Origin of the sequence: Streptomyces sp. NPDC053367 (genome assembly GCF_044545925.1) — a bacterium.
Classification (GTDB): domain Bacteria; phylum Actinomycetota; class Actinomycetes; order Streptomycetales; family Streptomycetaceae; genus Streptomyces.
Window position 1 is genome coordinate 66,986 of sequence record NZ_JBITYN010000012.1, and the last position, 21,289, is coordinate 88,274.

General features: G+C 71.6%; 18 protein-coding genes and 2 pseudogenes. 7 read left to right on the forward strand and 13 right to left on the reverse strand.

Annotated features, from left to right (window positions below; translation table 11 throughout):
- Positions 1-257: 257 nt before the first annotated feature.
- Complete coding sequence (locus tag ACIGXJ_RS30440; protein ID WP_399652098.1) at positions 258-872, forward strand: phosphatase PAP2 family protein; 615 nt, start codon at positions 258-260, stop codon at positions 870-872.
- Here ACIGXJ_RS30440 and ACIGXJ_RS30445 read toward each other — a convergent pair.
- Positions 811-2,604 (reverse strand): chitinase, encoded by a 1,794-nt coding sequence (locus tag ACIGXJ_RS30445; protein WP_399652100.1) that lies wholly within the window; start codon positions 2,602-2,604, stop codon positions 811-813. The two genes, ACIGXJ_RS30440 and ACIGXJ_RS30445, sit on opposite strands and share 62 nt — an antisense overlap.
- 250 nt (positions 2,605-2,854) lie before the next feature.
- Between ACIGXJ_RS30445 and ACIGXJ_RS30450 the strand changes: the two genes are divergently transcribed.
- Positions 2,855-3,928 (forward strand): hypothetical protein, encoded by a 1,074-nt coding sequence (locus tag ACIGXJ_RS30450; protein ID WP_399652103.1) that lies wholly within the window; start codon positions 2,855-2,857, stop codon positions 3,926-3,928.
- Between the two features lie 36 nt (positions 3,929-3,964).
- On the opposite strand, the gene ACIGXJ_RS30455 is transcribed toward ACIGXJ_RS30450, so the two are convergent.
- From ACIGXJ_RS30455 to ACIGXJ_RS30485, 7 genes are all read right to left on the reverse strand, one after another.
- Positions 3,965-4,420 (reverse strand): hypothetical protein, encoded by a 456-nt coding sequence (locus ACIGXJ_RS30455; RefSeq protein WP_399652106.1) that lies wholly within the window; start codon positions 4,418-4,420, stop codon positions 3,965-3,967.
- Between the two features lie 119 nt (positions 4,421-4,539).
- Positions 4,540-5,967, reverse strand: a complete 1,428-nt coding sequence (locus ACIGXJ_RS30460; RefSeq protein ID WP_399652109.1) for an NAD(P)/FAD-dependent oxidoreductase — start codon at positions 5,965-5,967, stop codon at positions 4,540-4,542.
- Positions 5,968-5,992: 25 nt separating this feature from the next.
- On the reverse strand, positions 5,993-6,793 hold the full coding sequence (locus ACIGXJ_RS30465) for an ABC transporter permease (RefSeq protein WP_399652111.1): 801 nt from the start codon (positions 6,791-6,793) through the stop codon (positions 5,993-5,995).
- Positions 6,794-7,723, reverse strand: coding sequence for an ABC transporter permease (locus ACIGXJ_RS30470; protein WP_399652114.1), 930 nt, complete (start codon positions 7,721-7,723; stop codon positions 6,794-6,796).
- Positions 7,723-8,883 carry an ABC transporter ATP-binding protein gene (locus ACIGXJ_RS30475; RefSeq protein ID WP_399652116.1) on the reverse strand — a complete coding sequence of 387 codons (1,161 nt, stop codon included), beginning with the start codon at positions 8,881-8,883 and terminating at the stop codon, positions 7,723-7,725. Before ACIGXJ_RS30475 ends, ACIGXJ_RS30470 begins: the two co-directional genes overlap by 1 nt.
- A complete protein-coding gene (locus tag ACIGXJ_RS30480) occupies positions 8,880-10,127 on the reverse strand; it encodes a spermidine/putrescine ABC transporter substrate-binding protein (RefSeq protein WP_399652118.1) in 1,248 nt (415 codons plus the stop codon). The genes ACIGXJ_RS30475 and ACIGXJ_RS30480 overlap by 4 nt, the downstream gene beginning before the upstream one ends.
- A 56-nt stretch (positions 10,128-10,183) precedes the next feature.
- Positions 10,184-11,719 carry a gamma-aminobutyraldehyde dehydrogenase gene (locus ACIGXJ_RS30485; RefSeq protein ID WP_399652120.1) on the reverse strand — a complete coding sequence of 512 codons (1,536 nt, stop codon included), beginning with the start codon at positions 11,717-11,719 and terminating at the stop codon, positions 10,184-10,186.
- A 211-nt stretch (positions 11,720-11,930) separates the two neighbouring features.
- On the opposite strand from ACIGXJ_RS30485, the pseudogene ACIGXJ_RS30490 reads away from it, so the two are divergent.
- A pseudogene (locus ACIGXJ_RS30490) lies at positions 11,931-12,490 on the forward strand (NADAR family protein).
- Positions 12,491-12,550: 60 nt separating this feature from the next.
- Here the strand turns inward: ACIGXJ_RS30490 and ACIGXJ_RS30495 are convergent.
- Both ACIGXJ_RS30495 and ACIGXJ_RS30500 read right to left on the reverse strand, forming a co-directional pair.
- Positions 12,551-13,015, reverse strand: a complete 465-nt coding sequence (locus ACIGXJ_RS30495; RefSeq protein ID WP_399652123.1) for a DUF4190 domain-containing protein — start codon at positions 13,013-13,015, stop codon at positions 12,551-12,553.
- A 57-nt stretch (positions 13,016-13,072) separates the two neighbouring features.
- Complete coding sequence (locus ACIGXJ_RS30500) at positions 13,073-13,774, reverse strand: DUF4190 domain-containing protein (protein WP_399652126.1); 702 nt, start codon at positions 13,772-13,774, stop codon at positions 13,073-13,075.
- A gap of 337 nt (positions 13,775-14,111) precedes the next feature.
- Between ACIGXJ_RS30500 and ACIGXJ_RS30505 the strand changes: the two are divergent.
- Both ACIGXJ_RS30505 and ACIGXJ_RS30510 read left to right on the forward strand, forming a co-directional pair.
- Positions 14,112-15,231: pseudogene (locus ACIGXJ_RS30505) on the forward strand (adenosine deaminase); the annotation flags it as partial.
- A 20-nt stretch (positions 15,232-15,251) separates the two neighbouring features.
- Positions 15,252-15,950, forward strand: a complete 699-nt coding sequence (locus ACIGXJ_RS30510) for a glycerophosphodiester phosphodiesterase (protein ID WP_399652129.1) — start codon at positions 15,252-15,254, stop codon at positions 15,948-15,950.
- Here ACIGXJ_RS30510 and ACIGXJ_RS30515 read toward each other — a convergent pair.
- Positions 15,947-16,546: an NADPH-dependent F420 reductase gene (locus ACIGXJ_RS30515; protein WP_399652132.1), complete on the reverse strand. Its 600-nt coding sequence runs from the start codon at positions 16,544-16,546 to the stop codon at positions 15,947-15,949. The genes ACIGXJ_RS30510 and ACIGXJ_RS30515 overlap by 4 nt on opposite strands.
- Before the next feature lie 68 nt (positions 16,547-16,614).
- On the opposite strand from ACIGXJ_RS30515, the gene ACIGXJ_RS30520 reads away from it, so the two are divergent.
- Together ACIGXJ_RS30520 and ACIGXJ_RS30525 are read left to right on the forward strand one after the other, a co-directional pair.
- A complete protein-coding gene (locus ACIGXJ_RS30520; RefSeq protein ID WP_399652134.1) occupies positions 16,615-16,986 on the forward strand; it encodes a winged helix-turn-helix transcriptional regulator in 372 nt (123 codons plus the stop codon).
- 152 nt (positions 16,987-17,138) lie between these two features.
- Entirely contained in the window at positions 17,139-18,287 is a 1,149-nt protein-coding gene (locus ACIGXJ_RS30525) for a serine hydrolase domain-containing protein (protein WP_399652137.1), read from the forward strand.
- On the opposite strand, the gene ACIGXJ_RS30530 is transcribed toward ACIGXJ_RS30525, so the two are convergent.
- Both ACIGXJ_RS30530 and ACIGXJ_RS30535 read right to left on the reverse strand, forming a co-directional pair.
- Positions 18,277-18,810 carry a hypothetical protein gene (locus ACIGXJ_RS30530; protein WP_399652139.1) on the reverse strand — a complete coding sequence of 178 codons (534 nt, stop codon included), beginning with the start codon at positions 18,808-18,810 and terminating at the stop codon, positions 18,277-18,279. The two genes, ACIGXJ_RS30525 and ACIGXJ_RS30530, sit on opposite strands and share 11 nt — an antisense overlap.
- Positions 18,811-18,866: 56 nt before the next feature.
- The gene (locus ACIGXJ_RS30535; protein WP_399652141.1) at positions 18,867-21,119 is read right to left on the reverse strand and encodes a heavy metal translocating P-type ATPase; all 2,253 of its coding nucleotides are present in this window, start codon (positions 21,117-21,119) and stop codon (positions 18,867-18,869) included.
- Positions 21,120-21,289: the final 170 nt, after the last annotated feature.

Here is a 21,289-nt window from a genome sequence, read left to right on the forward strand (position 1 = left end):
CACCCCGCCCGCAGGGTCCTGCGGGCGATCCCAGGCCGGGGCCTCCCCAGCTTCGACCTGGTCGTGCCCTCGCGCACACACACGGAGCCTCAGGCTCCGGATCTCCTCACCGATCGGACGGTCGCTCGCCCCAGACCCCCCGGGGCGCGCGACACTCCGATCCGTTCGGCCGTCCCGGAATCACCCCCCCTGTTCCGGGACGGCCGACCCCTTTCCTCCCTCTCCCGCTTCTCCTCGCCGTCCTCGTCCTCTCCGCCGTGCTGTTCGCACTGAGCACCTGGCAGGTGGCCGCCGACGGCCCGCTGCTGCGCCTGGACGAGCGTCTGAGCCGCGCGCTGGTCCACCCGGACCGCGCCTCGGACCTGCTGTCCGACCTCGGGAGCGTGCCCGTCGCCGTCCCCGTACTGGCGGTGGCCGCGGTGTACGCCGCCCGGCGCGCCCGCGGCTCCGGGACGGCCCGCTGGTGGCTGCCCGCCGTCGCCGCGGGCGCCCTCATGGCCCTGGTCGCCGCGGTCGTCGTGCCCGTCAAGGAACTGACCGGCCGGCCGGGCACCTCCGTCGTCCCGCCCGGCACCGGCTACTTCCCGTCCGGCCACACGGCGACGGCCGCCGTCGCCTACGGGACGGCGGCCCTGCTGCTGTGGCCGTGGCTCACGCGCGCCGGCCTCCGCCGGACGGTGGCCGCCGTCGCCGCCGCCCTGGTCCTCGGCACGTCGTACGGTCTCGTCCGGCGCGGCTACCACTGGCCGCTGGACGTGGTGGCCAGCTGGTGCCTGGGCGCGCTGCTGCTGAACCTGTTCGTGCTGGTGGTCAGCCGAAGTAGCCGTCGAAGGTCCGCTGGAACTCCCAGTTCGAGTAACGGTCCCAGTTGACCGACCAGGTCATCAGGCCGCGCAGCCCCGGCCAGGTGCCATGGGTGGCGTACGAGCCGCAGTTCAGCTTCCTGGTGAGGCAGTCGAGGGTCTTGACGACCTCGGCCGGGGCCACGTGGCCGTTGCCCGCGTTCGTCGACGCCGGCATGCCGATGGCGACCTGGTCGGGGCGCAGCGGCGGGAAGACGTTGTTCGGGTCGCCGGCGACCGGGAAGCCGGTGAGCAGCATGTCGGTCATGGCGATGTGGAAGTCGGCGCCGCCCATGGAGTGGTACTGGTTGTCCAGGCCCATGATGGGGCCGGAGTTGTAGTCCTGGACGTGCAGCAGGGTCAGGTCGTCGCGCAGGGCGTGGATGACCGGGAGGTACGCCCCCGCGCGCGGGTCCTGCCCGCCCCACCTGCCGGTGCCGTAGTACTGGTGGCCGAGCTGCACGAAGAAGGTCTCGGGGGCCATGGTGAGGACGAATTTCGGGCCGTACTCGGCCTTCAGGGTCTTCAGCGCGGAGATCAGGTTGACGATCACCGGGGTCTTCGGGTGCTGGAAGTCCGTGTCGTCGGCGTTCAGGGACAGCGAGTGGCCCTCGAAGTCGACGTCCAGGCCGTCGAGGCCGTACTCGTCGATGATCCTGGAGACGGACGACACGAAGGTGTCGCGGGCGGCGGTCGTGGTGAGCTGCACCTGGCCGTTCTGGCCGCCGATGGAGATCAGCACCTTCTTCCCCGCCGCCTGCTTGGCGCGGATCGCCGCCTTGAAGTCGGCGTCGCTCTCCACGTTCGGGCACTCGGTGACCGGGCAGCGGTCGAACCGTATGTCGCCCGAGGTGACGGAGGTGGGTTCGCCGAAGGCGAGGTCGATGACGTCCCAGCTGTCGGGTACGTCGGCCAGGCGGGTGTAGCCGGAGCCGTTGGCGAAGGTGGTGTGGAGGTAGCCGACCAGGGCGTGCGGCGGCAGGTCCGAGGAGCCTCCCCCGCCCGGGGCGGTCGTGGCGGTGACGGTCGCCGAACGGGCGGACTCCCCGACGTCGTTGACGGCCGCGACCTGGAAGGCGTAGGCCGTGGCGGGGGTGAGGCCGGTGACCGTGGCCGAGGTGCCCGTCACCGTCTGGACCCTCGCTCCGTCGCGGTAGACCGCGTAGCTCGTCGCGCCGGTGGCGCCCGTCCAGGACAGGGCGACGCTGGAGGACGTGACCGTGCCGGTCCGCAGTCCGGTCGGGGCCGCGGGCGGCTGGGTCGGGGTGGCGCCCGGGCCGGTGAGGGAGATGTCGTCGGCGTGGTACGCGCCGGTGCCGTACCAGCCGTGGGTGTAGATCGTGACGCGGGTGGTGGAGGGGCCGGTGCGGAACGTCGTCGTGAGCCTCTGCCAGTCGGGTGCGGACTGGGTCCAGGCCGAGACGTCCGTCGTGCCCGTGCCGCTCGCGCCGAGGTACACGTACGCGCCGCGGACGTGTCCGGACAGCGTGTACTGCGCGTCCGGCTGCACGGTCACCGTCTGGGCGCAGCGGGCGTTGTCGCCGCCTGCCGGGGTCGCCTGCAGCGCGCGGGTCCCGCTGTGCACGGGTGAGGTGACGGTGGTGCCGGCCGTGCAGGTCCAGCCGTCGAGGCCCGACTCGAAACCGCCGTTGCGGGCCAGGTCGGTGTCGGCGGCGCGGGCCGCCGACGAGAGCGCGGTGATACCGGGTACGGCCAGGGCCGTCGCCGTCAGGAGAGCGACCAAGGGTCTGGTGCGGTCCACAAGTGCCTCCGGGCAGGGGGGAATTGGAGGGGTGGAGCGCGCCCAGCTTGGTCCAGACCAATTGAGTGGTCAAGACCTCCGGGCCACCCGCCGGGACCCGGTGCGCTCATGCGATCATGCGGACGGTTGTCGATGGACCGGCCGCGGCGGACCGCCGATCGGCCGGCCGGAGACCGGGCCGTCGAGTGCCGGGCGTCGAGCGAGAGCGGGAATGCGTGTGAGCGGGGCGGGGGGACAGGACGGGTCGTCCGTGTCGGACGAGGAGTGGGAGCGGTTCCTGCGGGAGTCGATGACGGGCGCGGCCGACGCACCCGTCGAGCCGTCGGCGCGCGCCCGCGCCGTGGAGCGGCGGCTGCGGGACGGCCCGGACCGGCCGCAGGGCTGGCGTACGTACACACCGGCCCGGCCCCCGCGCAGGACGGGCCGGTACGTGACCGGGCTGGTGGCGGCCCTGGCCCTGCTGTTCGCGGGGCTCTTCCCGGAGCAGGTCATCGGCTGGTTCGGCGGCGGCGACGGCGGGCAGGACGACACCCCGGCGGCCGCCGAGTCGGCCCGGCCGCGGGAGGCGCCCGGCGCGGAGCCCGCCCTGCGCCCCACCCTCGACGACCCCTTCCGGGGTTCGCCCGCCGCCCGCTGGGCCGACGGAGCCGCCGGGATCACGGTCCCGGCGGCCAGGGCGACCGGCTGGATGGACGCCGCCCAGGTCGAGGAGGCCCTGCTGCGCAGCCGCGACTTCCTGGTGGCGGCGGGGCTCGACCCCCGGGTGCTGCGCGGCGAACGGCCGGCGAAGGCGATCGCGCTGCTCAACCCGCACCAGGAGGACGTCCAGCGGTATCTGCGAACCTCCCTGTCCTCGGCGAGGCCCACGGAGGAGACCGACCCGCTGCTGCTGTTCAGCCGCTTCCGGCCGCAGCAGACCCGGCTGGTCGGTGACGTCGTCAGGACGCGCGGCCGGCTGATGTACCGGGAGGGCAAGCGGGGGGCGGTCGAGGTGACGGCGGACGTCACGTTCGTGTACCCGGTCACCCCGGCGGGCGACGGCGGGCCGGACGCGCAGGTGCTGCGCACGGTCGTGCGGCGCGAGGTGGTGATGAGCTGGGACGACCCTGCCCGGGTCGTCACCGAACCGGGCACGCTGTCCCTCCTCTCGTACACCCTGGAGGTGACCAACGGCGGCTGCTCCGCGCCCACCGGCTACTTCGTGCCGCCCTTCGGCGCAGCCGGGGAACAGCACACCGACGAGACCCGCCGGCTCGACCCGTACGACCGCAGCAAGCCCCTCGCCCCGGCGGGCGACGGCTGCGCCACCGCCACCCGCTCGTAGAGTCCTTCCGGTGCTGGTGACCGCACGGGTGGCCCCTCAGTCGTCCGGCTCCTCCCGCGCCAGGTCCGCCGCCGCCTCGTGCATCGCCAGCTCCAGCAGCGCCGGGTCGGTGAGGGTGCCCGAGCCGTCGGGCGGCACCAGCCAGCGCACTCCGCCGCCGGCGCGGCCCGGGTAGGGCACCACGATCCAGGTGCCGGCACCGACGGTGCGGATGCCCGTGCCGAGCCAGCGGGCGGCCGTGCCGGGCGGCACCAGGAAGCCGACGCGGTTGTCGCCGGAGTCGGCCAGCACCGGGCCGGGCCGGTCGAGGATGCGGGTCAGCACGTCGAGGGTGGGGTAGCCGAGCTCCCCCGGCAGGATCAGCACGTCCCAGGCCTTGCCCGCGGGCAGCAGGGCGACCCCGAGGGGGTTGCGCTCCCACTCCCAGCGGCAGGCGTCCGGGTCCGGTGCCACGGACGCCAGCCACTCCGCCGCAGTCTTCGCGCCAGCCATGAAAAGACCTCCCTCTCGCTCGGGACGCGTTCGCGTCATGAGGGAGAGGGAGGCCGGCGCCGGGCATTACGCGACTTCGGGCACCTTTCTCACAAGGACTCAGCTGTTCTCACAAGGACTCAGCTGTCGAAGCCCAGCCCCAGCCGGTCCATCGTGCGCAGCCAGAGGTTGCGGCGGCCGCCGTGCGCGTCCGCGCGGGCCAGGGACCACTTGGTGAGGGCGATACCGGTCCACGCGAACGGCTCCGGCGGGAACGGCAGCGGCTTGCGCCGGACCATCTCCAGCTCCGTCCGCTCGGTCCGCTCCCCCGCCAGCAGGTCCAGCATCACGTCGGCGCCGAAGCGGGTCGCGCCCACCCCGAGGCCGGTGAAGCCCGCCGCGTACGCCACCTTGCCCTGGTGGGCGGTGCCGAAGAACGCCGAGAAGCGCGAGCAGGTGTCGATGGCCCCGCCCCAGGCGTGCGTGAAGCGCAGTCCCTCCAGCTGCGGGAAGCAGGTGAAGAAGTGCTCGGCGAGCTTGGCGTAGGTCTCCGGCCGGTCGTCGTACTCGGCGCGCACCCGGCCGCCGTAGGGGTAGACCGCGTCGTAACCGCCCCACAGGACGCGGTTGTCGGTGCTGAGCCGGAAGTAGTGGAACTGGTTGGCGCTGTCCCCGAGCCCCTGCCGGTTCCTCCAGCCGACCGAGGCGAGCTGCGCGTCGGTCAGCGGTTCGGTCATCAGGGCGTAGTCGTAGACCGGCACGGTGTACGCCCGCACCCGCTTGACCAGGTTCGGGAAGATGTTCGTGCCGAGGGCGACCTTGCGGGCGCGGACCTGCCCGTAGGGGGTGGTGACCGCCATGCCGGCGCCGTACGGCTTCAGGGTGAGCGCGGGCGTGTGCTCGTAGACGCGGACGCCGAGCTCGGCGCAGGCGCGCTTGAGGCCCCACACCAGCTTGGCCGGATTGAGCATGGCCACGCCCCGGCGGTCGTACAGACCCGCCTGGAAGGTGGGCGAGTTCACCTGCTCGCGTACCGCGTCGGCGTCCAGGAACTCGACGCCGCCGGCGAGGCCGTGGCGTTCCATCTCGTCGTACCACTCACGCAGTTCGCGCGCCTGGTACGTCTCGGTGGCGACGTCGATCTCGCCGGTGCGCTCGAAGTCGCAGTCCAGGGAGTGGCGGGCGACCGCCTTCTCGATCTCGTCGAGGTTGCGGGCGCCCAACTCCTCCAGCTTGTGGATCTCGTCCGGCCAGCGGGTGAGCCCGTTGGGCAGACCGTGGGTGAGGGAGGCGGCGCAGAAGCCGCCGTTGCGGCCCGAGGCGGCCCAGCCCACCTCGCGGCCCTCCAGCAGTACGACGTCCCGCTGCGGGTCGCGCTCCTTGGCGAGCAGCGCGGTCCACAGGCCGCTGTAGCCGCCGCCGACGACCAGCAGGTCGCAGGTCTCGGCGCCGGTCAGGGCGGGCTCGGGGCGGGGCCTGCCGGGGTCGTCCAGCCAGTACGGGACCGGCTGGGCGTCGGAAAGTGATTTCGTCCAGTTGTTGCCACGGCTCATGGCGCTCGGGGCCATGATTTCAACTCCCTACGACTGCTTTTTACGCCTTTTGCTTGGTGCGGCGATTGCTGACGACCATCGAGGTCAGGACGAACAGGACGGCGATGACGAACATGGCCGTGCCGATGACGTTGATCTGGACGGGCGTTCCGCGCTGTGCCGAACCCCAGACGAACATGGGGAAGGTGACGGTCGAGCCCGCGTTGAAATTGGTGATGATGAAATCGTCGAAGGACAGCGCGAAGGCGAGCAGCGCGCCCGCGGCGATGCCGGGTGCCGCGATCGGCAGGGTGACCCTGACGAACGTCTGGAACGGGCCGGCGTAGAGGTCCTGCGCGGCCTGCTCCAGCCTCGGGTCCATGGACATGACCCGGGCCTTGACGGCGGTGACGACGAAACTGAGGCAGAACATGATGTGGGCGATCAGGATCGTCCAGAAGCCCAGCTGGACGCCCATGTTGAGGAACAGGGTGAGCAGCGAGGCGGCCATGACGACCTCGGGCATCGCCATCGGCATGAAGATCAGCGAGTTGACCGCGCCGCGCGCCCGGAAGCGGTAGCGGACCAGCGCGAAGGCGATCATCGTGCCGAGGGCGGTGGCGCCCAGCGTCGCCCAGAAGGCGATCTGCAGGCTGAGCGTGAGCGAGCTGCACAGGCCCGCGACACCGCAGGGGTCGGTCCAGGCGTCGGTGGAGAACTTCTGCCACTCGTAGTTGAAGCGGCCCTTCGGGTCGTTGAAGGAGAACACCGTCACGACGACGTTGGGCAGCAGCAGATATCCGAGCGTGAAGAGGCCCGCGATGACGACGAGTTTGCTCTTGAGCCAGTTGACGAAGGCCATTTAAACCAGATCCTCCGTGCCGGACTTGCGGATGTACAGCGACACCATGACGAGGATCGCGAACATCAGGATGAAGGACAGGGCCGCCGCGGTCGGGTAGTCGAGGATGCGCAGGAACTGCGTCTGGATGACGTTGCCGATCATGCGGGTGTCGGTGGAGCCGAGCAGGTCGGCGTTGACGTAGTCGCCGGCCGCCGGGATGAAGGTCAGCAGCGTGCCGGAGACGACACCCGGCATCGACAGCGGGAAGGTGACCTTGCGGAAGGTGGTGGAGGGCCGGGCGTACAGGTCGTTCGCCGCCTCGTGCAGCCGCGGGTCGATGCGCTCCAGCGAGGTGTACAGCGGCAGGATCATGAACGGCAGGAAGTTGTACGTCAGACCGCACACCACCGCCAGCGGGGTGGCGAGCACCCGGTCGCCCGCGGTCATGCCGAGCCAGCTGGTGACGTCCAGGACGTGCAGCGAGTTCAGCGCGCCGACGACGGGTCCGCCGTCGGCGAGGATCGTCTTCCAGGCGAGCGTGCGGATCAGGAAGCTGGTGAAGAACGGCGCGATCACCAGGATCATGATCAGGTTCCGCCAGCGGCCTGCCCGGAAGGCGATCAGATACGCCAGTGGGTAGCCGAGCAGCAGACACAGGACCGTCGCCGACCCCGCGTACAGCACCGAGCGCAGGAACTGCGGGTAGTAGTCGGTCAGCGCGTCCCAGTAGGTCGCGAAGTGCCAGGTGACCTCGTAGCCCTGCTCCAGGGAGCCGGTCTGCACGGAGGTGGACGCCTGGTAGATCATCGGCAGCGCGAAGAACACCACGAGCCAGGCGAGTCCGGGCAGCAGCAGGAGGTACGGCGTCCAGCGGCCGCGCCTGCGCGGCGGCTTCTTCTCGGGGGCGGTGGGCGCCAGTGGCGGCGGCGCGTCGGTGAGGGTCGCCATCAGACCGCCTCTTCCTCGGTGCCCGCGTCGATGGACTGGGCGGCGTCGAGGCCGAAGGTGTGCGCCGGGTTCCAGTGCAGGACGACCTCGGCGCCGGAGACCAGCCGCGCGTCGCGGTCGACGTTCTGGACGTACACCGACAGTTCCGGGCAGACAGGGCTGTCGACGACGTACTGCGTGGAGACGCCGATGAAGGAGGCGTCGGCGATCTTCCCGGTGATCCGGTTGCGGCCGTCGGGGATCTCTCCGGCGTCGTCGGCGTGCGTCAGGGAGATCTTCTCGGGCCGTACGCCGACCAGCACCTTGCCGCCGGTCGTGGTGGGGGCGGAACATCGCGCCCCGGGCAGGACGAGCTTGCCGCCGCCCGCCTTCAGGACGATGTCGTCGCCGCTGCGGGAGTCGACCTCGGCCTCGATGAGGTTGGAGGTGCCGAGGAAGTTCGCGACGAACGTCGTCCTCGGGTTCTCGTACAGGTCGGCGGGCGCGCCGAGCTGCTCGACGCGGCCTGCGTTCATCACGGCGACCTGGTCGGCCATGGTCATGGCCTCCTCCTGGTCGTGCGTGACGTGCACGAAGGTGATGCCCACCTCGGTCTGGATGCGCTTGAGCTCCAGCTGCATCTGGCGGCGCAGCTTCAGGTCGAGGGCGCCGAGGGGCTCGTCGAGGAGCAGCACCTTGGGGTGGTTGATCAGCGCACGGGCGACCGCGACGCGCTGCTGCTGGCCGCCGGAGAGCTGGTGCGGCTTCTTGCGGGCCTGCTCACCGAGCTGGACCAGCTCCAGCATCTCGTCGACCTGCTTCTTCACGCTCTTGATGCCGCGCCGGCGCAGACCGAAGGCGACGTTCTCGAAGATGTCGAGGTGCGGGAAGAGGGCGTAGGACTGGAAGACCGTGTTCACGGGCCGTTTGTACGGCGGCAGGTGCGTGACGTCCTGCTCGCCGAGCCGGACGGTGCCCGTGGTGGGCTCCTCCAGGCCGGCGATCATGCGCAGGGTGGTGGTCTTGCCGCAGCCGGAGGCGCCGAGCAGGGCGAAGAACGAGCCCTGCGGGACGGTCAGGTCCAGCGGGTGGACGGCCGTGAAGCCGTTGTCGTACGTCTTGCTGATGCCCGAGAGGCGGACGTCACCGGTGTTGTCGTTCTTGTTCGTCACGTCGATCACGCCCCAGTCAGCTTCGCGAACTTCTCTTCAAAGGCCGTCTCTTCCTTCGAGCTCAGCGAGCGGAAGGCGCGGGACTTCTTGGCCATGGCCTTGTCGGGGAGGATCAGCGGGTTGTTCGCCGCGTCCTCGTCGATCTTCGCCAGCTCTTCCTTCACGCCGTCGACGGGACAGACGTAGTTGATGTACGCGGCGAGTTCGGCGGCGGCCCTGGGCTCGTAGTAGTAGTCGATGAGCCGTTCGGCGTTCGTCTTGTGACGGGCCTTGTTGGGGACCAGCAGGTTGTCCGTGGACGTGATGTAGCCGCTGTCCGGGATGATGAAGTCGATGTCGGGGCTGTCCGCCTTCAGCTGGACGACGTCGCCGGCCCACGCGATGCAGGCGGCGAAGTCGCCGCTGGTGAGGTCGGAGGTGTAGTCGTTGCCGGTGAAGCGGCGGATCTGGCCCTTGTCGACGGCCTTCTGCATACGGGCGATGGCCGCGTCGAAGTCGTCGGCGGTGAAGTCGCCGGGGTCCTTGCCCATGTCGAGCAGCGTCATGCCGACGCTGTCGCGCATCTCCGACAGGAAGCCGACCCGGCCCTTGAGCTTGGGGTTGTCCAGCAGGTCGGAGACCGACTTCACCTCTTCGCCGTCCAGCGCCTTCTTGTTGAACGCGATGACCGTCGAGATGCCCTGCCACACATAGGAGTAGGCGCGGCCCGGGTCCCAGTCGGGGCTGCGGAACTGCGCGGACAGGTTGGCGTAGGCGTGCGGCAGGTTGGCCGGGTCCAGTTTCTGGACCCACCCGAGGCGGATCAGCCGGGCGGCGAGCCAGTCGGTGACGCAGATGAGGTCGCGCCCGGTGTCCTGGCCGGCCGCGAGCTGCGGCTTGATCTTGCCGAAGAACTCGACGTTGTCGTTGATGTCCTCGGTGTACTTGACCTTGATGCCGGTCCGCTCGGTGAACGCGTCGAGCGTGGGGTGGTGCTTCTCGCTCTCGTCGACGTCCATGTACTCGGTCCAGTTGGAGAAGCTGACGGTCTTCTCCTTCGCCGAGTGGTCCTCGGCGGACACGCCGCCCTGGGTGTTGCCGGCGGCCGGGATGCCGCAGGCGCTGAGCGTCCCCAGACCGCCGACCGCGAGTGCGCCGCCGGCGGAGGCGCGCAGCAGCGAACGGCGGCTGAGGGAGGCCCTGCCGTTGCGGAGGCTGCGCCGCATGGCGGCCACTTGGGCCGGGGACAGGCGGTCGGGCTCGTACTGCTCCATGCGCTTGGTGCCCTTTCGGGAGGTCGGTCGGCCGCTGGTCGGGCGGCCTGATGTCGCTATCGGTCCCCGAAGATCGTGCGGTGCCAGTCCTTCGCTGCGACCGCCGTGTTGTCGAACATGACGTGCTTGATCTGCGTGTATTCGTCGAAGGAGTAGGTGGACATGTCCTTGCCGAAGCCGGAGGCCTTGTAGCCGCCGTGCGGCATCTCGCTGATGATCGGGATGTGGTCGTTGACCCACACACAGCCCGCCTTGATCTCGCGGGTGGCGCGGTTCGCCCGGTAGACGTCCCGGCTCCAGGCGGAGGCGGCGAGTCCGTACGGGGTGTCGTTGGCGAGCGCGATGCCCTCGTCGTCGGTGTCGAAGGGCAGCACCACGAGGACGGGCCCGAAGATCTCGGACTGGACGATCTCGCTGTCCTGGGCGGCGTCCGCGACGAGCGTAGGCCGGTAGTAGGCACCCTTGGCAAGGTCCCCTTCGGGGGCCTCGCCGCCGGTCACCACGCGCGCGTAGCCGCGCGCCCGGTCGACGAAGGCCGCGACCCGGTCGCGCTGCGCATGGGAGACGAGCGGGCCGAGGTCGGTGCCGTGGGCGAAGGGGTCGCCGAGCCGCACGGTCTCCATCAGGGCGGCGGTGCGTACCACGAACTCCTCGTACAGGGGTCGCTGCACATACGCGCGTGTGGCGGCGGTGCAGTCCTGCCCGGTGTTGATGAGGGCGCCCGCGACGGCGCCGTGGACTGCGGCCTCCAGGTCGGCGTCGTCGAAGACGACGAAGGGCGCCTTGCCGCCGAGCTCCAGGTGGATGCGCTTGACGTTCGCGGTGGCCACCTCGGCGACCCGCCTGCCGACCGCGGTGGAGCCGGTGAACGAGGTCATGGCCACGTCCGGGTGCCCGACCAGGTGCTCGCCGGCCTCCTTGCCGGTGCCGGTGACGACGTTGACGACCCCGTCGGGGATGCCGGCCTCGGTGCATGCCTCGGCGAACAGCAGTGAGGTCAGCGGGGTGAGCTCGGCGGGCTTGAGCACGATCGTGTTGCCCGCGGCGATCGCCGGGAGGATCTTCCAGGCGGCCATCTGCAGGGGGTAGTTCCAGGGGGCGATCGAGCCGACGACGCCGATGGGCTCGCGCCGGAGGTACGACGTGTGGTCGCCCGAGTACTCACCGGCGGACTGCCCCTGGAGGTGGCGGGCGGCACCGGCGAAGAAGGCGGTGTTGTCGATGGTCCCGGGGACGTCGAACTCCCGCGTCAGCTTCAGCGGCTTTCCGCACTGGAGGGACTCGGCGCGGGCGAAGTCCTCGGCGCGCTCGGCGAGGACTGCGGCCAGCCTGTGCAGGGCGTCCGAGCGCTCGCCGGGGGTGGCCCCCGACCAGCCGGGGAAGGCGGCGCGGGCCGCGGCGACGGCGGCGTCCACGTCGTCGGTGCCGGCCAGCTCGTAGGTGAGGACGGTCTCGCCGGTGGCCGGGTCGACGACCGCGTGCGTGCGGCCCGAGGTGCCCTGCTCGTAGCGGCCCGCGATGTACTGCGCGCCGGCCGCGAACCGCTCCTGGGCCGGGAATCGTTCCGGGGTGGTGGTGCCCGGGTTGTGCATGTCGCTCTCCTCCGCCTTCCCCCCGCTGTCCACGGGGGCGGGTGGCGTAGCTCCAGCTCGATTTGAGTGCCGATCCTGACAGAGCACAGGCACTCCAACAAGGGATTCCGTTGTTGCCTTTTGGTTACGCGACGGAATCTGTCGGCCAGGTGTCGAGTGGTCGAGGAAAAGGGAGGACGGAGTGTCAGTGGTGCGTGCCAGACTCGCGTGCATGGGAAAGATCGATTCTCGGGATGCCCTGGTCAGGGAGGTCCGCGCGGGGGCGGGGATCAAGTATTTGCACTTCTGGGGCCACCGTCCGCGACCCGACGGGCGCATCGGCGCGAGCTGTCTGAGCCAGTGGTGGCCGTCGCCGTTCACGGTGGACGGCACGACGTACGCGACGGCCGAGCACTGGATGATGGCCGCCAAGGCGCGGCTGTTCGGCGACGCCGAGGCCGAGCGGCGGGCGCTGGCGGCGGAGCATCCCGCACAGGCGAAGAAGGCCGGTCGGCTGGTCCGGGGGTTCGACGAGGGCGTCTGGGAGCGCGAGCGGTTCGCGATCGTGGTCGAGGGCAGCGTCCACAAGTTCGCGGCGCACGCGGACTGCGGGAGTTCCTGCTGAACACGGGCGGGCGGGTGCTGGTGGAGGCGAGCCCGGTGGACCGCGTCTGGGGCATCGGCCTCGCGGCGGACGACGAGGCGGCCTTCGACCCGCGGCGCTGGCGGGGGCCGAACCTGTTGGGGTTCGCGCTGATGGAGGCCCGGGACCGGCTGCGCAGCGGCGGCTGAGCGGGACTGCGACGGGGGGCCGGTCAGGGACCGGCCCCCCGTTCTCGCGCTCTCGGCGGGTCAGGCCGCGCCGGCGGCACCCATCACGCTGGCGAACAGCAGGAAGCCGAGGAGCGGCAGCAGCACCGTGGCGACGATGCCGAGCACCAGGCCGGCCGTCGCCGCACCCTTGTTGGTCGCCTCGCCGCGCTTGGCCTTGCCCCGGCCGACCGCGCCGAAGATGATCGCGAGGATGCCGAGGACGACGCCGAAGAACCACAGGAAGAACGTCAGGCTGCACACCACTCCGATGATGCCCAGCACGAGTCCGCTGGTGCCCATGCCGTTGCTCGGCTGCATCGGCATGACATAGCCGGGCGCCTGCACATAGGGCTGCGGCGCGGCCGGGTATCCCTGACCGGGCTGCTGCGGATAGCCGTACCCCGGGCCGGACTGCTGCGGGTAGGCGTAGCCCCCGGCCGACTGCTGCGGCGGCTGGTTGGGGGGCGGGCCGAACCCACCGGGTCCGGGCTGGCTGTTGGACATGAAATCGATCTCCCCTCGTCGTCAGTCAGGCATCGTAACGGCCCGCCTGCGACGGCATCAGGCGTTCGCGGGTGCGGAGCCCTGTACGGAGACCTGCGGGGGGATGTGCTGGGGGACCTGCAAAGGGACCTGCGGGGAGACGGGTACCGAGACGGACGTCGAGCGGAGGGCACCGTACGAGTCGTCGTAGTCGGAGTCGTAGTCGTCGTCGTTGATGGCCGCCGTGATGCCGATGACCATCAGGACGACGACGGCTATGCCGAGGATCAGCCCGATGATGCCGGTGATCAGACCCGCCTGCGCCTGGCCGTGGTTGTTCGCCTCACCGCGCTCCGCCTTGCGGCGGCCCTTGACGCCGAAGACGATCGCGAGGACGCCCAGGACGATCGAGACCACGCCGTACAGACAGAACAGGCAGCAGGACAGGATGCCCAGCACCATCGCCGCGATCCCGATGCCGTTCTGCGGCTGGGGCGGCATCGCGGGCCAGCCGTAGCTCTGCGGGTAGCCGGGGTATCCGTAGCCGCTGGTGGCGGGGCCCTGGGGCGCCTGCGGGGCGAGGGGCGGCGGGGGGACCTGGGTGTCGCCCATCGGCGGGGTGAACCCCGCGGCGGGCATGGACGTGACGGTGGCCTGGTCGTGCACGGAAGGGGGGCCGGGGTCGGGCGTCCTGCCGTCCGCCACCGTCCGGTTCTCCGGCGGCGCCCAGGGGTCGTACCCCCCGCCCTCGCCGGCGCCCGGCTGCGTCCCGTCCGTCATCTCATGCCCCCCGGGGTCGATCGTCCCGGCCATGCTACGGCCTGCCACCGACACACCCCCCACCGGCCGTCGGGGGACACCGACTGCCATGGGACGGCGTCCGGGAGGGAAAGGGCCGCGGGACGGCGGAGCAGCCGCCGACGGCGAGCAGCCGCAGAAGGAGAGCTCAGCGTCTCGGCCGACTGCCACAGCCGGTGCGCGGGTGGGAAAAGGCCGCGAAGCGGCGAGACGGCGGGACAGCCGCCCACGGCGAGCAGCCACAGGAACAGAACGGGCGCGAAACACCGGCCAAGTCGGCGAAGCCACCCGCACCGCCCACCGGCAGACGCACCACCCCGCCCACCCCGCCTACGATGGCCCTACTCGATCAGCCGATCACCGCGCCGCACGGCCTCCGCCCCCGGCGCCCACCCCGGGAGGCCCCCGTGACCGATCTGCACGCCTTCATCGCCGGACTGCCGAAGGCCGAACTCCACGTCCACCACGTCGGGTCCGCCTCCCCCCGGATCGTCTCGGAGCTGGCCGCGCGCCACCCGGACTCGAAGGTGCCGACGGACCCGGAGGCCCTCGCGGACTACTTCACGTTCACGGACTTCGCGCACTTCATCGAGGTGTACCTGTCCGTCGTGGACCTGATCCGCACCCCCGAGGACGTCCGCCTCCTCACCTTCGAGGTCGCCCGCGAGCTGGCCCGCCAGCAGGTGCGCTACGCCGAGCTGACGATCACCCCGTACTCCTCCACCCGCCGCGGCATCGACGAGCGCGCGTTCATGGACGCGATCGAGGACGCCCGCAAGGCGGCGGAGGCCGAGTTCGGCACGGTGCTGCGCTGGTGCTTCGACATCCCGGGCGAGGCCGGCCTGGCCTCCGCGGAGGAGACCGTCCGTCTGGCCACCGACGACCGCCTGCGCCCGGAGGGCCTGGTCTCCTTCGGCCTCGGCGGCCCCGAGATCGGCGTACCGAGGCCGCAGTTCAAGCCGTACTTCGACCGCGCCGTCGCCGCGGGGCTGCACTCCGTGCCGCACGCCGGCGAGACGACCGGCCCGGAGACGGTGTGGGACGCCCTGACCTACCTCGGCGCGGAGCGCATCGGGCACGGCACCAGCTCCGCGCAGGACGAGAAGCTGCTCAGGCATCTCGCCGACAACAGGATCCCCCTGGAGGTGTGCCCGACCTCCAACATCGCCACGCGCGCGGTGGCCACCCTCGACGAGCACCCGATCAAGGAGTTCGTGCGGGCCGGCGTGCTGGTGACGATCAACTCCGACGACCCGCCGATGTTCGGCACCGACCTCAACAGCGAGTACGCGGTCGCCGCCCGCCTCCTCGGGCTGGACGCGGGCGGCGTGGCCGAGCTCGCGAAGAACGCGGTCGAGGCGTCCTTCCTGGACCCGGCCGGCAAGGCCCGCCTCACGGCCGAGATCGACACGTACACGACGACCTGGTCGGCCTCCTGACCGCCCCTCACAATGGGCGCATGCAGAACGTGACCGCCGTGGCCCACCGCGGCGACCCCTATCGCTTCCGCGAGAACACCCTCGACTCCGTACGCTCCGCGCTCGCCCTGGGCGCGGACGCGGTCGAGGTCGACGTACGGCTCACCCGGGACGGCGTCCCGGTGCTGCTGCACGACGACACGCTCAAGCGCCTGTGGGAGCTGGACCGGCCGCTGCTCGCGCTGTCCGCCGAGGAGGTCCGCGGCCTCACGGACGGCGCGGTGCCGACCCTCGCGGAGGCGCTCGCGGCGACGGACGGGCACCGGGTGATGCTCGACCTGCCGGGCACACCGGACGTCCGGGCCGCGCTGAAGGTGGTGGACGTGGTGCGGGCGTGCGGCGCCGAGGACCGTGTGTACTACTGCGCCGGCGCCCCCGCGATGCTCGCGGTGCGCGCGGCCGACCGCGCCGCCGAGATCGCGCTGACGTGGACGACGCTGGCGCCGCCGCGGGCCGCGCTGCTGGAGGCGGTGCGGCCGCGGTGGCTCAACTACCGCTTCTCGCTGGTCGACCGGGAGCTGGCCGCGCGCGTGCACCGCGACGGCTTCCTGCTGTCGGTGTGGACCCCGGACACCCGCCGCAGCATGCGCCGCCTCGTCGAGGCGGGCGTCGACTCGATCACGACGAACCGCGTCGACCTCCTGAGCGGCCTCAAGTCCGCCCTGTCACAAGCGGCCTAGCCCGCCGCGTACGCCAGCGGCGGCGCGATCGCCTGCGCGTCCGCGCCCTCCGCCACCCACAGCCGGATCAGCAGCGCGGCCGTCGCCTCCACCAGCCCCGCCCGGTCCAGCCCGCCGGCGTGCACCGGTTCGCAGCCGATGTCCCGCACGAGTCGTCGTACGACGTCCAGGGCGGGCTCGTCGTCCCCGGCGAGCGGCACCGCGAGGGGGCGGCCGTCGAAGACGGGCGGGGTGCGCCGCCAGACGGAGACGTGACAGAGGTTGAAGGCCTTGACCACGCGCACTCCGGGCGCCGCGGCGGCGATGCGCTCCGCGGCCGAGGGCCCGCCCGAGGTCAGCAGGGCGAATCCGGCGCCGACGGGGTTGGTGCAGTCGATCAGCGTCCGCCCGCGCAGGGGCTCCGCGAGCCCGGCGACGACCGGGACCGCGGCCTCGTACGGCACGGCCAGCAGCACGGCGTCCGCGCCGAACTCGGCGGCCTCCCGCAGCCCGGTCGGCCCGGTGCGGCCGCCGGCGCGGACCTGATGGCCCGCCCGCGCCCACTGGGTGCCGAGCGCGTCCGCCATGCCGCCGGTGCCGAGGATTCCGATGCGCATGAGCGCGTCTCCCTTCGAAGAGTCGGTTTTCCCCGACGGTAGAGGGGAGTTCGGGCACCATTCGGTACGTGACCAGCGACCCGACGTTCCTCGCCGACTGCCGTGCGCGGCTGGCCTTCGACCTGCTCGCCAACACGTGGAACTCGGTGGTGCTGTGGGCCCTCAAGGAGGGCCCCCGCCGCCCCGGCGAACTACGCGAGCGCATCGGCGGGATCAGCCAGAAGGTACTGACCGAGACCCTGCGCAGACTGGAGTTCAACGGGCTGGTGTCCCGGTGGGCGTACGGTGGCTCGCCTCCGCGCGTCGAGTACGAACTGACCGGCCTCGGACGGACGTTGCTGGTGCCGATCGACGCCTTCGGCGCCTGGGCGTTCGAGCACGGCGACGAGGTGATGGTCGCCCAGGAGCGGTACGGCGAGGCGCAGGAGGGACACCCTTAGGGGGCCGACCCCGGTCATCCCCGTGTGCGGCGGGCGAGTTGCTCGGGGATTTCCAAGGGGCCGGTGCCCTCCTCGGTGATGATCCGTTCGGCCACGCGCCGCCTCAGGATGATCACACAACGTTCGCACCGGATCTTCCCGAGGAGCCCACCATGCGTCTGCAGCGCCGTACGGCCGTCGTCGCCGCCTCTCTCGCCCTGGCCCTGGCGGCCGGCCCGCTGGCCGCCCCGGTGTTCGCCGCGTCGGACCCACGGGTACCGGCGGCCGCCTGCTCCTGGACGACGGGCCCGGACACCGAGGCTCTAGCCGCCGCGCTCGCCGGGATCCCGGACGACAAGGTGACGGCCGCGCAGATCCGCGTGGGCGGCAAGGGGAGCTGGCACGGCGCGGCCGGGGTGCGCGATGTGCGGACCGGGGCCCCGGTGCTGGAGCACGGCCGGTTCCGGGCCGGTTCGACCACGAAGGTGGTGACCGCCTCGATCGTGCTGCAGCTGGTCGCGGAGGGGCGCATCGACCTCGACGGCACCGTGCAGGAGTATCTGCCGGGCCTGCTCACCGACGACTTCCGGGAGCCGGTCACCGTACGGCAGCTGCTGACGTACACCAGCGGCCTGCAGCCGGGGGCCGGCTTCGGCGACACGACCGAGGAGATGTTCCCGCACCGCTTCGAGACGCTGACGCCGCGTGAGGTCGTGGCGGCGGCGGTGGCGAAGGGACCGGCGTACACGCCCGGGGAGCGGCAGACGTACGGCAACATCCACTACACCGTGCTCGGCATGCTGATCGAGAAGGTCACCGGCGACTCGTACGCCCATCAGGCCCGGGTGCGGGTCTTCCGGCCGCTGGGCATGCACGGCTCCTCGTTCCCCGCGGGCCCCGACCCGCGGGTGCACGGCCCGCACAACCGCGGCTACGAGTGGATCGACGGTGAACTGGTCGACGTCACGGAGTGGAACATGTCGGACCGCTTCGCGGCCGGCGACCTGATCTCGACGACCGCCGACCTGGAGCGGCTGCTGAAGGGCGTGTTCGGCGGCCGGGTGGTGCCGCCGGCGCTGCTGAAGGAGATGCTCACGCTCCCGCCGGTCGAGGGCGCTCGGTACGGCATGGCGCTGGAGACCTTCAAGCTCAACGGCCGTCAGGTATGGGGCAAGTCCGGCTCGCGCCCCGGCTACGCCACCGGCATCGCCGCCACCCCCGACCTGTGCCGGACGGTCGTCTTCTCCGTGAACGCCACGGACGCCCGCTCCAACGGCCTGGGCATAGCCCAGCGCTTCGCCTTCCCGGCGTTCAACCGCTGACGGAGACGGCCGGCGCCGCCGGAGGCGCCTGCGTCAGCGCCTCCAGCCGCTTGATCTTCCGGCGCACGGCATACAGCGGGATCGCCCCGAAGACCCCGAAGGACATGTCGATCACGCTCCACCAGAAGGGGATGCCGCGGATCGGCCCGCAGATCAGGGCGAGCGGGACGATTCCGGCGCAGGCGATCATCCCGGCCTCCACGACCCAGACATTGCGGACCGGGTCGCACAGCACGCCGTAGAAGAAGACGGCGATCACGAGGTGGGCGAAGGCGAGCCAGTCGGTGCCGTAGAGGAGGAAGGGGTGGTCGGCGTCGGCGGTGTCGAGTCCCTCGCGCACCCGCTCGATCCAGTCCGTGAGGCCCGGCAGGTGGTCCTGGACGGACAGGGCGCTCAACAGGTCCTCGGTCCAGCGCAGTTCATGGACGAGAGGGAACGCGGTGGCACCGCTGAGCACCAGACAGACGACGAAGAAGGCCAGCCAGACGCGGATGCCCTTGAGCAGGGCGGCTCTGTCGCTCATGGGCACAGCGTAGCCCCGCTTTTGAACGTGTTCAAAAGCGGGGCCGCCGTGAAGGGTCAGGCCGCCTTGAAGCGGCGCAGGCGGAGGGAGTTGCCGACCACGAAGACCGAGGAGAAGGCCATGGCGGCTCCGGCGATCATCGGGTTGAGCAGACCGGCCGCGGCGAGCGGCAGGGCGGCGACGTTGTAGGCGAAGGCCCAGAAGAGGTTGGAGCGGATGGTGCCCAGCGTGCGGCGGGCGAGCCGGATGGCGTCGGCCGCGACCCGCAGGTCACCGCGGACCAGCGTCAGGTCCCCCGCCTCGATGGCCGCGTCGGTGCCGGTGCCCATCGCCAGACCGAGGTCGGCCTGGGCGAGGGCGGCCGCGTCGTTGACGCCGTCACCGACCATGGCGACCGAACGGCCCTCGTCCTGCAGCCGCCGGACGACGGCGACCTTGTCCTCGGGCAGCACCTCGGCGATGACCTCGTCGATACCGACCTCGGCGGCGACCGCCTCGGCGACGGCCTGGTTGTCACCGGTGAGCAGGATGGGGGTGAGCCCGAGGGCGCGCAGCCGCCGGACGGCCTCCGGGCTGGTGTCCTTCACCGCGTCGGCGACCTCCAGGACCGCGCGGGCCTCGCCGTCCCAGGCCACGGCGATGGCGGTACGGCCGGCCGACTCGGCCTCGCGCTTGGCGCGCCGCAGCCCGGCGGGCAGCTCGATCGCCCACTCCGCCAGCAGCTTCTCGCGGCCGACGAGGACGGCGTGGCCGTCGACGACGCCCTGGACGCCGAGTCCGGCGATGTTCGCGAAGTCCTCCGGGGCGGGCAGCGAGCCCAGCTTCTCCAGGGCGCCGGCGGCGACGGCCTGGGCGATGGGGTGCTCCGAGGCGTGCTCCAGGGCACCCGCGAGCCGCAGCACGTCGGCCTCGTCCGTGCCGTCGGCGGCGTGGACGGCGAGCAGCGTCATCCTGCCCGTGGTGACGGTGCCGGTCTTGTCCAGCACGATCGTGTCGACCTTGCGCGTGCTCTCCAGCACCTCGGGGCCCTTGATCAGGATGCCGAGCTGGGCGCCCCGCCCGGTGCCGACCATCAGCGCGGTCGGTGTGGCGAGGCCGAGGGCGCACGGGCAGGCGATGATCAGAACCGCCACGGCGGCGGTGAAGGCGGCGGTCAGCCCCTCGCCCGAGCCGAGCCAGAAGCCCAGCGTGCCCAGCGCCAGCGCGATGACGACCGGCACGAACACCCCGGAGATCCGGTCGGCCAGGCGCTGCGCGGCCGCCTTGCCGTTCTGCGCGTCCTCGACCATCCTCGCCATCCGCGCCAGCTGCGTGTCGGCCCCGACGCGGGTGGCTTCGACGACCAGCCGACCGCCGGCGTTGAGCGTGGCCCCGGTGACGGCGTCCCCGCTACCGACCTCGACCGGCACGGACTCGCCGGTCAGCATGGAGGCGTCCACGGCCGAGGTGCCCTCGACGACGACACCGTCGGTGGCGATCTTCTCGCCGGGCCGGACCAGGAACCGGTCGCCGGCCTTCAGCTCGCCGACGGGGATCAGCTCCTCACGGCCGCCCCGCAGGACGGTGACCTCCTTGGCGCCCAGCTCCAGCAGCGCCTTCAGCGCGGCCCCCGCCCGGCGCTTGGAACGCGCCTCGAAGTACCGCCCGGCCAGGATGAACGCCGTCACCCCGGCGGCCGCCTCCAGGTAGATGTTCCCGGCGCCGTCCGAGCGGGCGATGGTCAACTCGAAGGGGTGCGTCATCCCCGGCGTGCCGGCCGTGCCGAGGAACAGCGCCCACAGCGACCACGCGAACGCCGCAATCGTGCCGACCGAGATCAGCGTGTCCATCGTGGCCGCACCGTGGCGGGCGTTGGTGAAGGCGGCCTTGTGGAACGGCCAGGCGGCGTACGTCACCACCGGCGCGGCCAGTGTCAGCGACAGCCACTGCCAGTACTCGAACTGCGCCGCCGGGACCATCGCCGGCACGATCACCGGCACGGCCAGCACCACGGCGGTGACCAGCCGCTGCCGCAGCGGCAGCAGTTCGTCGGGCCCGGCCGCCTGGGGAGCCCCGCCCTCGGCCACGGCCGGCTTCGGCTCGGTCGCGGTGTAACCGGTGGCCTCGACGGTGGCGATCAGGTCGGTCACGGTCACGTCGCCCGCGTAGGTCACCCTCGCCTTCTCGGTGGCGTAGTTGACCGTGGCGGTGACGCCGTCCATGCGGTTGAGCTTCTTCTCGATCCGCGCCGCACAGGAAGCGCAGGTCATCCCGCCGATGGCGAGTTCTACCCGGCCGGTTCCGGTGGCCTCGGGGGCCGTGGTGGTCATGAGGAGTCCCTCCCAGACCGCGATTCAACACCGCGACTTATACCCCCAGGGGGTATCTGACTCCCTCAGGTATACCCCCTACAGGTATTTCACGCAACCGCCTTGCGATACCCCCAGGGGGTATGCGACATTGACAACGTCGCCCCGCGCGGCAGTACATCCAGCCCGTT

What these genes read in the sequence shown, in the direction of transcription:
- ACIGXJ_RS30525 (WP_399652137.1), top strand. Translation starts at nt 17,139, where the DNA reads ATGCGTCTGCAGCGCCGTACGGCCGTCGTCGCCGCCTCTCTCGCCCTG.
- ACIGXJ_RS30480 (WP_399652118.1), bottom strand. Translation starts at nt 10,127, where the DNA reads ATGGAGCAGTACGAGCCCGACCGCCTGTCCCCGGCCCAAGTGGCCGCC.
- ACIGXJ_RS30465 (WP_399652111.1), bottom strand. Translation starts at nt 6,793, where the DNA reads ATGGCCTTCGTCAACTGGCTCAAGAGCAAACTCGTCGTCATCGCGGGC.
- ACIGXJ_RS30530 (WP_399652139.1), bottom strand. Translation starts at nt 18,810, where the DNA reads ATGAGCGACAGAGCCGCCCTGCTCAAGGGCATCCGCGTCTGGCTGGCC.
- ACIGXJ_RS30500 (WP_399652126.1), bottom strand. Translation starts at nt 13,774, where the DNA reads ATGACGGACGGGACGCAGCCGGGCGCCGGCGAGGGCGGGGGGTACGAC.
- ACIGXJ_RS30535 (WP_399652141.1), bottom strand. Translation starts at nt 21,119, where the DNA reads ATGACCACCACGGCCCCCGAGGCCACCGGAACCGGCCGGGTAGAACTC.
- ACIGXJ_RS30495 (WP_399652123.1), bottom strand. Translation starts at nt 13,015, where the DNA reads ATGTCCAACAGCCAGCCCGGACCCGGTGGGTTCGGCCCGCCCCCCAAC.
- ACIGXJ_RS30510 (WP_399652129.1), top strand. Translation starts at nt 15,252, where the DNA reads ATGCAGAACGTGACCGCCGTGGCCCACCGCGGCGACCCCTATCGCTTC.
- ACIGXJ_RS30515 (WP_399652132.1), bottom strand. Translation starts at nt 16,546, where the DNA reads ATGCGCATCGGAATCCTCGGCACCGGCGGCATGGCGGACGCGCTCGGC.
- ACIGXJ_RS30460 (WP_399652109.1), bottom strand. Translation starts at nt 5,967, where the DNA reads ATGGCCCCGAGCGCCATGAGCCGTGGCAACAACTGGACGAAATCACTT.
- ACIGXJ_RS30470 (WP_399652114.1), bottom strand. Translation starts at nt 7,723, where the DNA reads ATGGCGACCCTCACCGACGCGCCGCCGCCACTGGCGCCCACCGCCCCC.
- ACIGXJ_RS30485 (WP_399652120.1), bottom strand. Translation starts at nt 11,719, where the DNA reads ATGCACAACCCGGGCACCACCACCCCGGAACGATTCCCGGCCCAGGAG.
- ACIGXJ_RS30455 (WP_399652106.1), bottom strand. Translation starts at nt 4,420, where the DNA reads ATGGCTGGCGCGAAGACTGCGGCGGAGTGGCTGGCGTCCGTGGCACCG.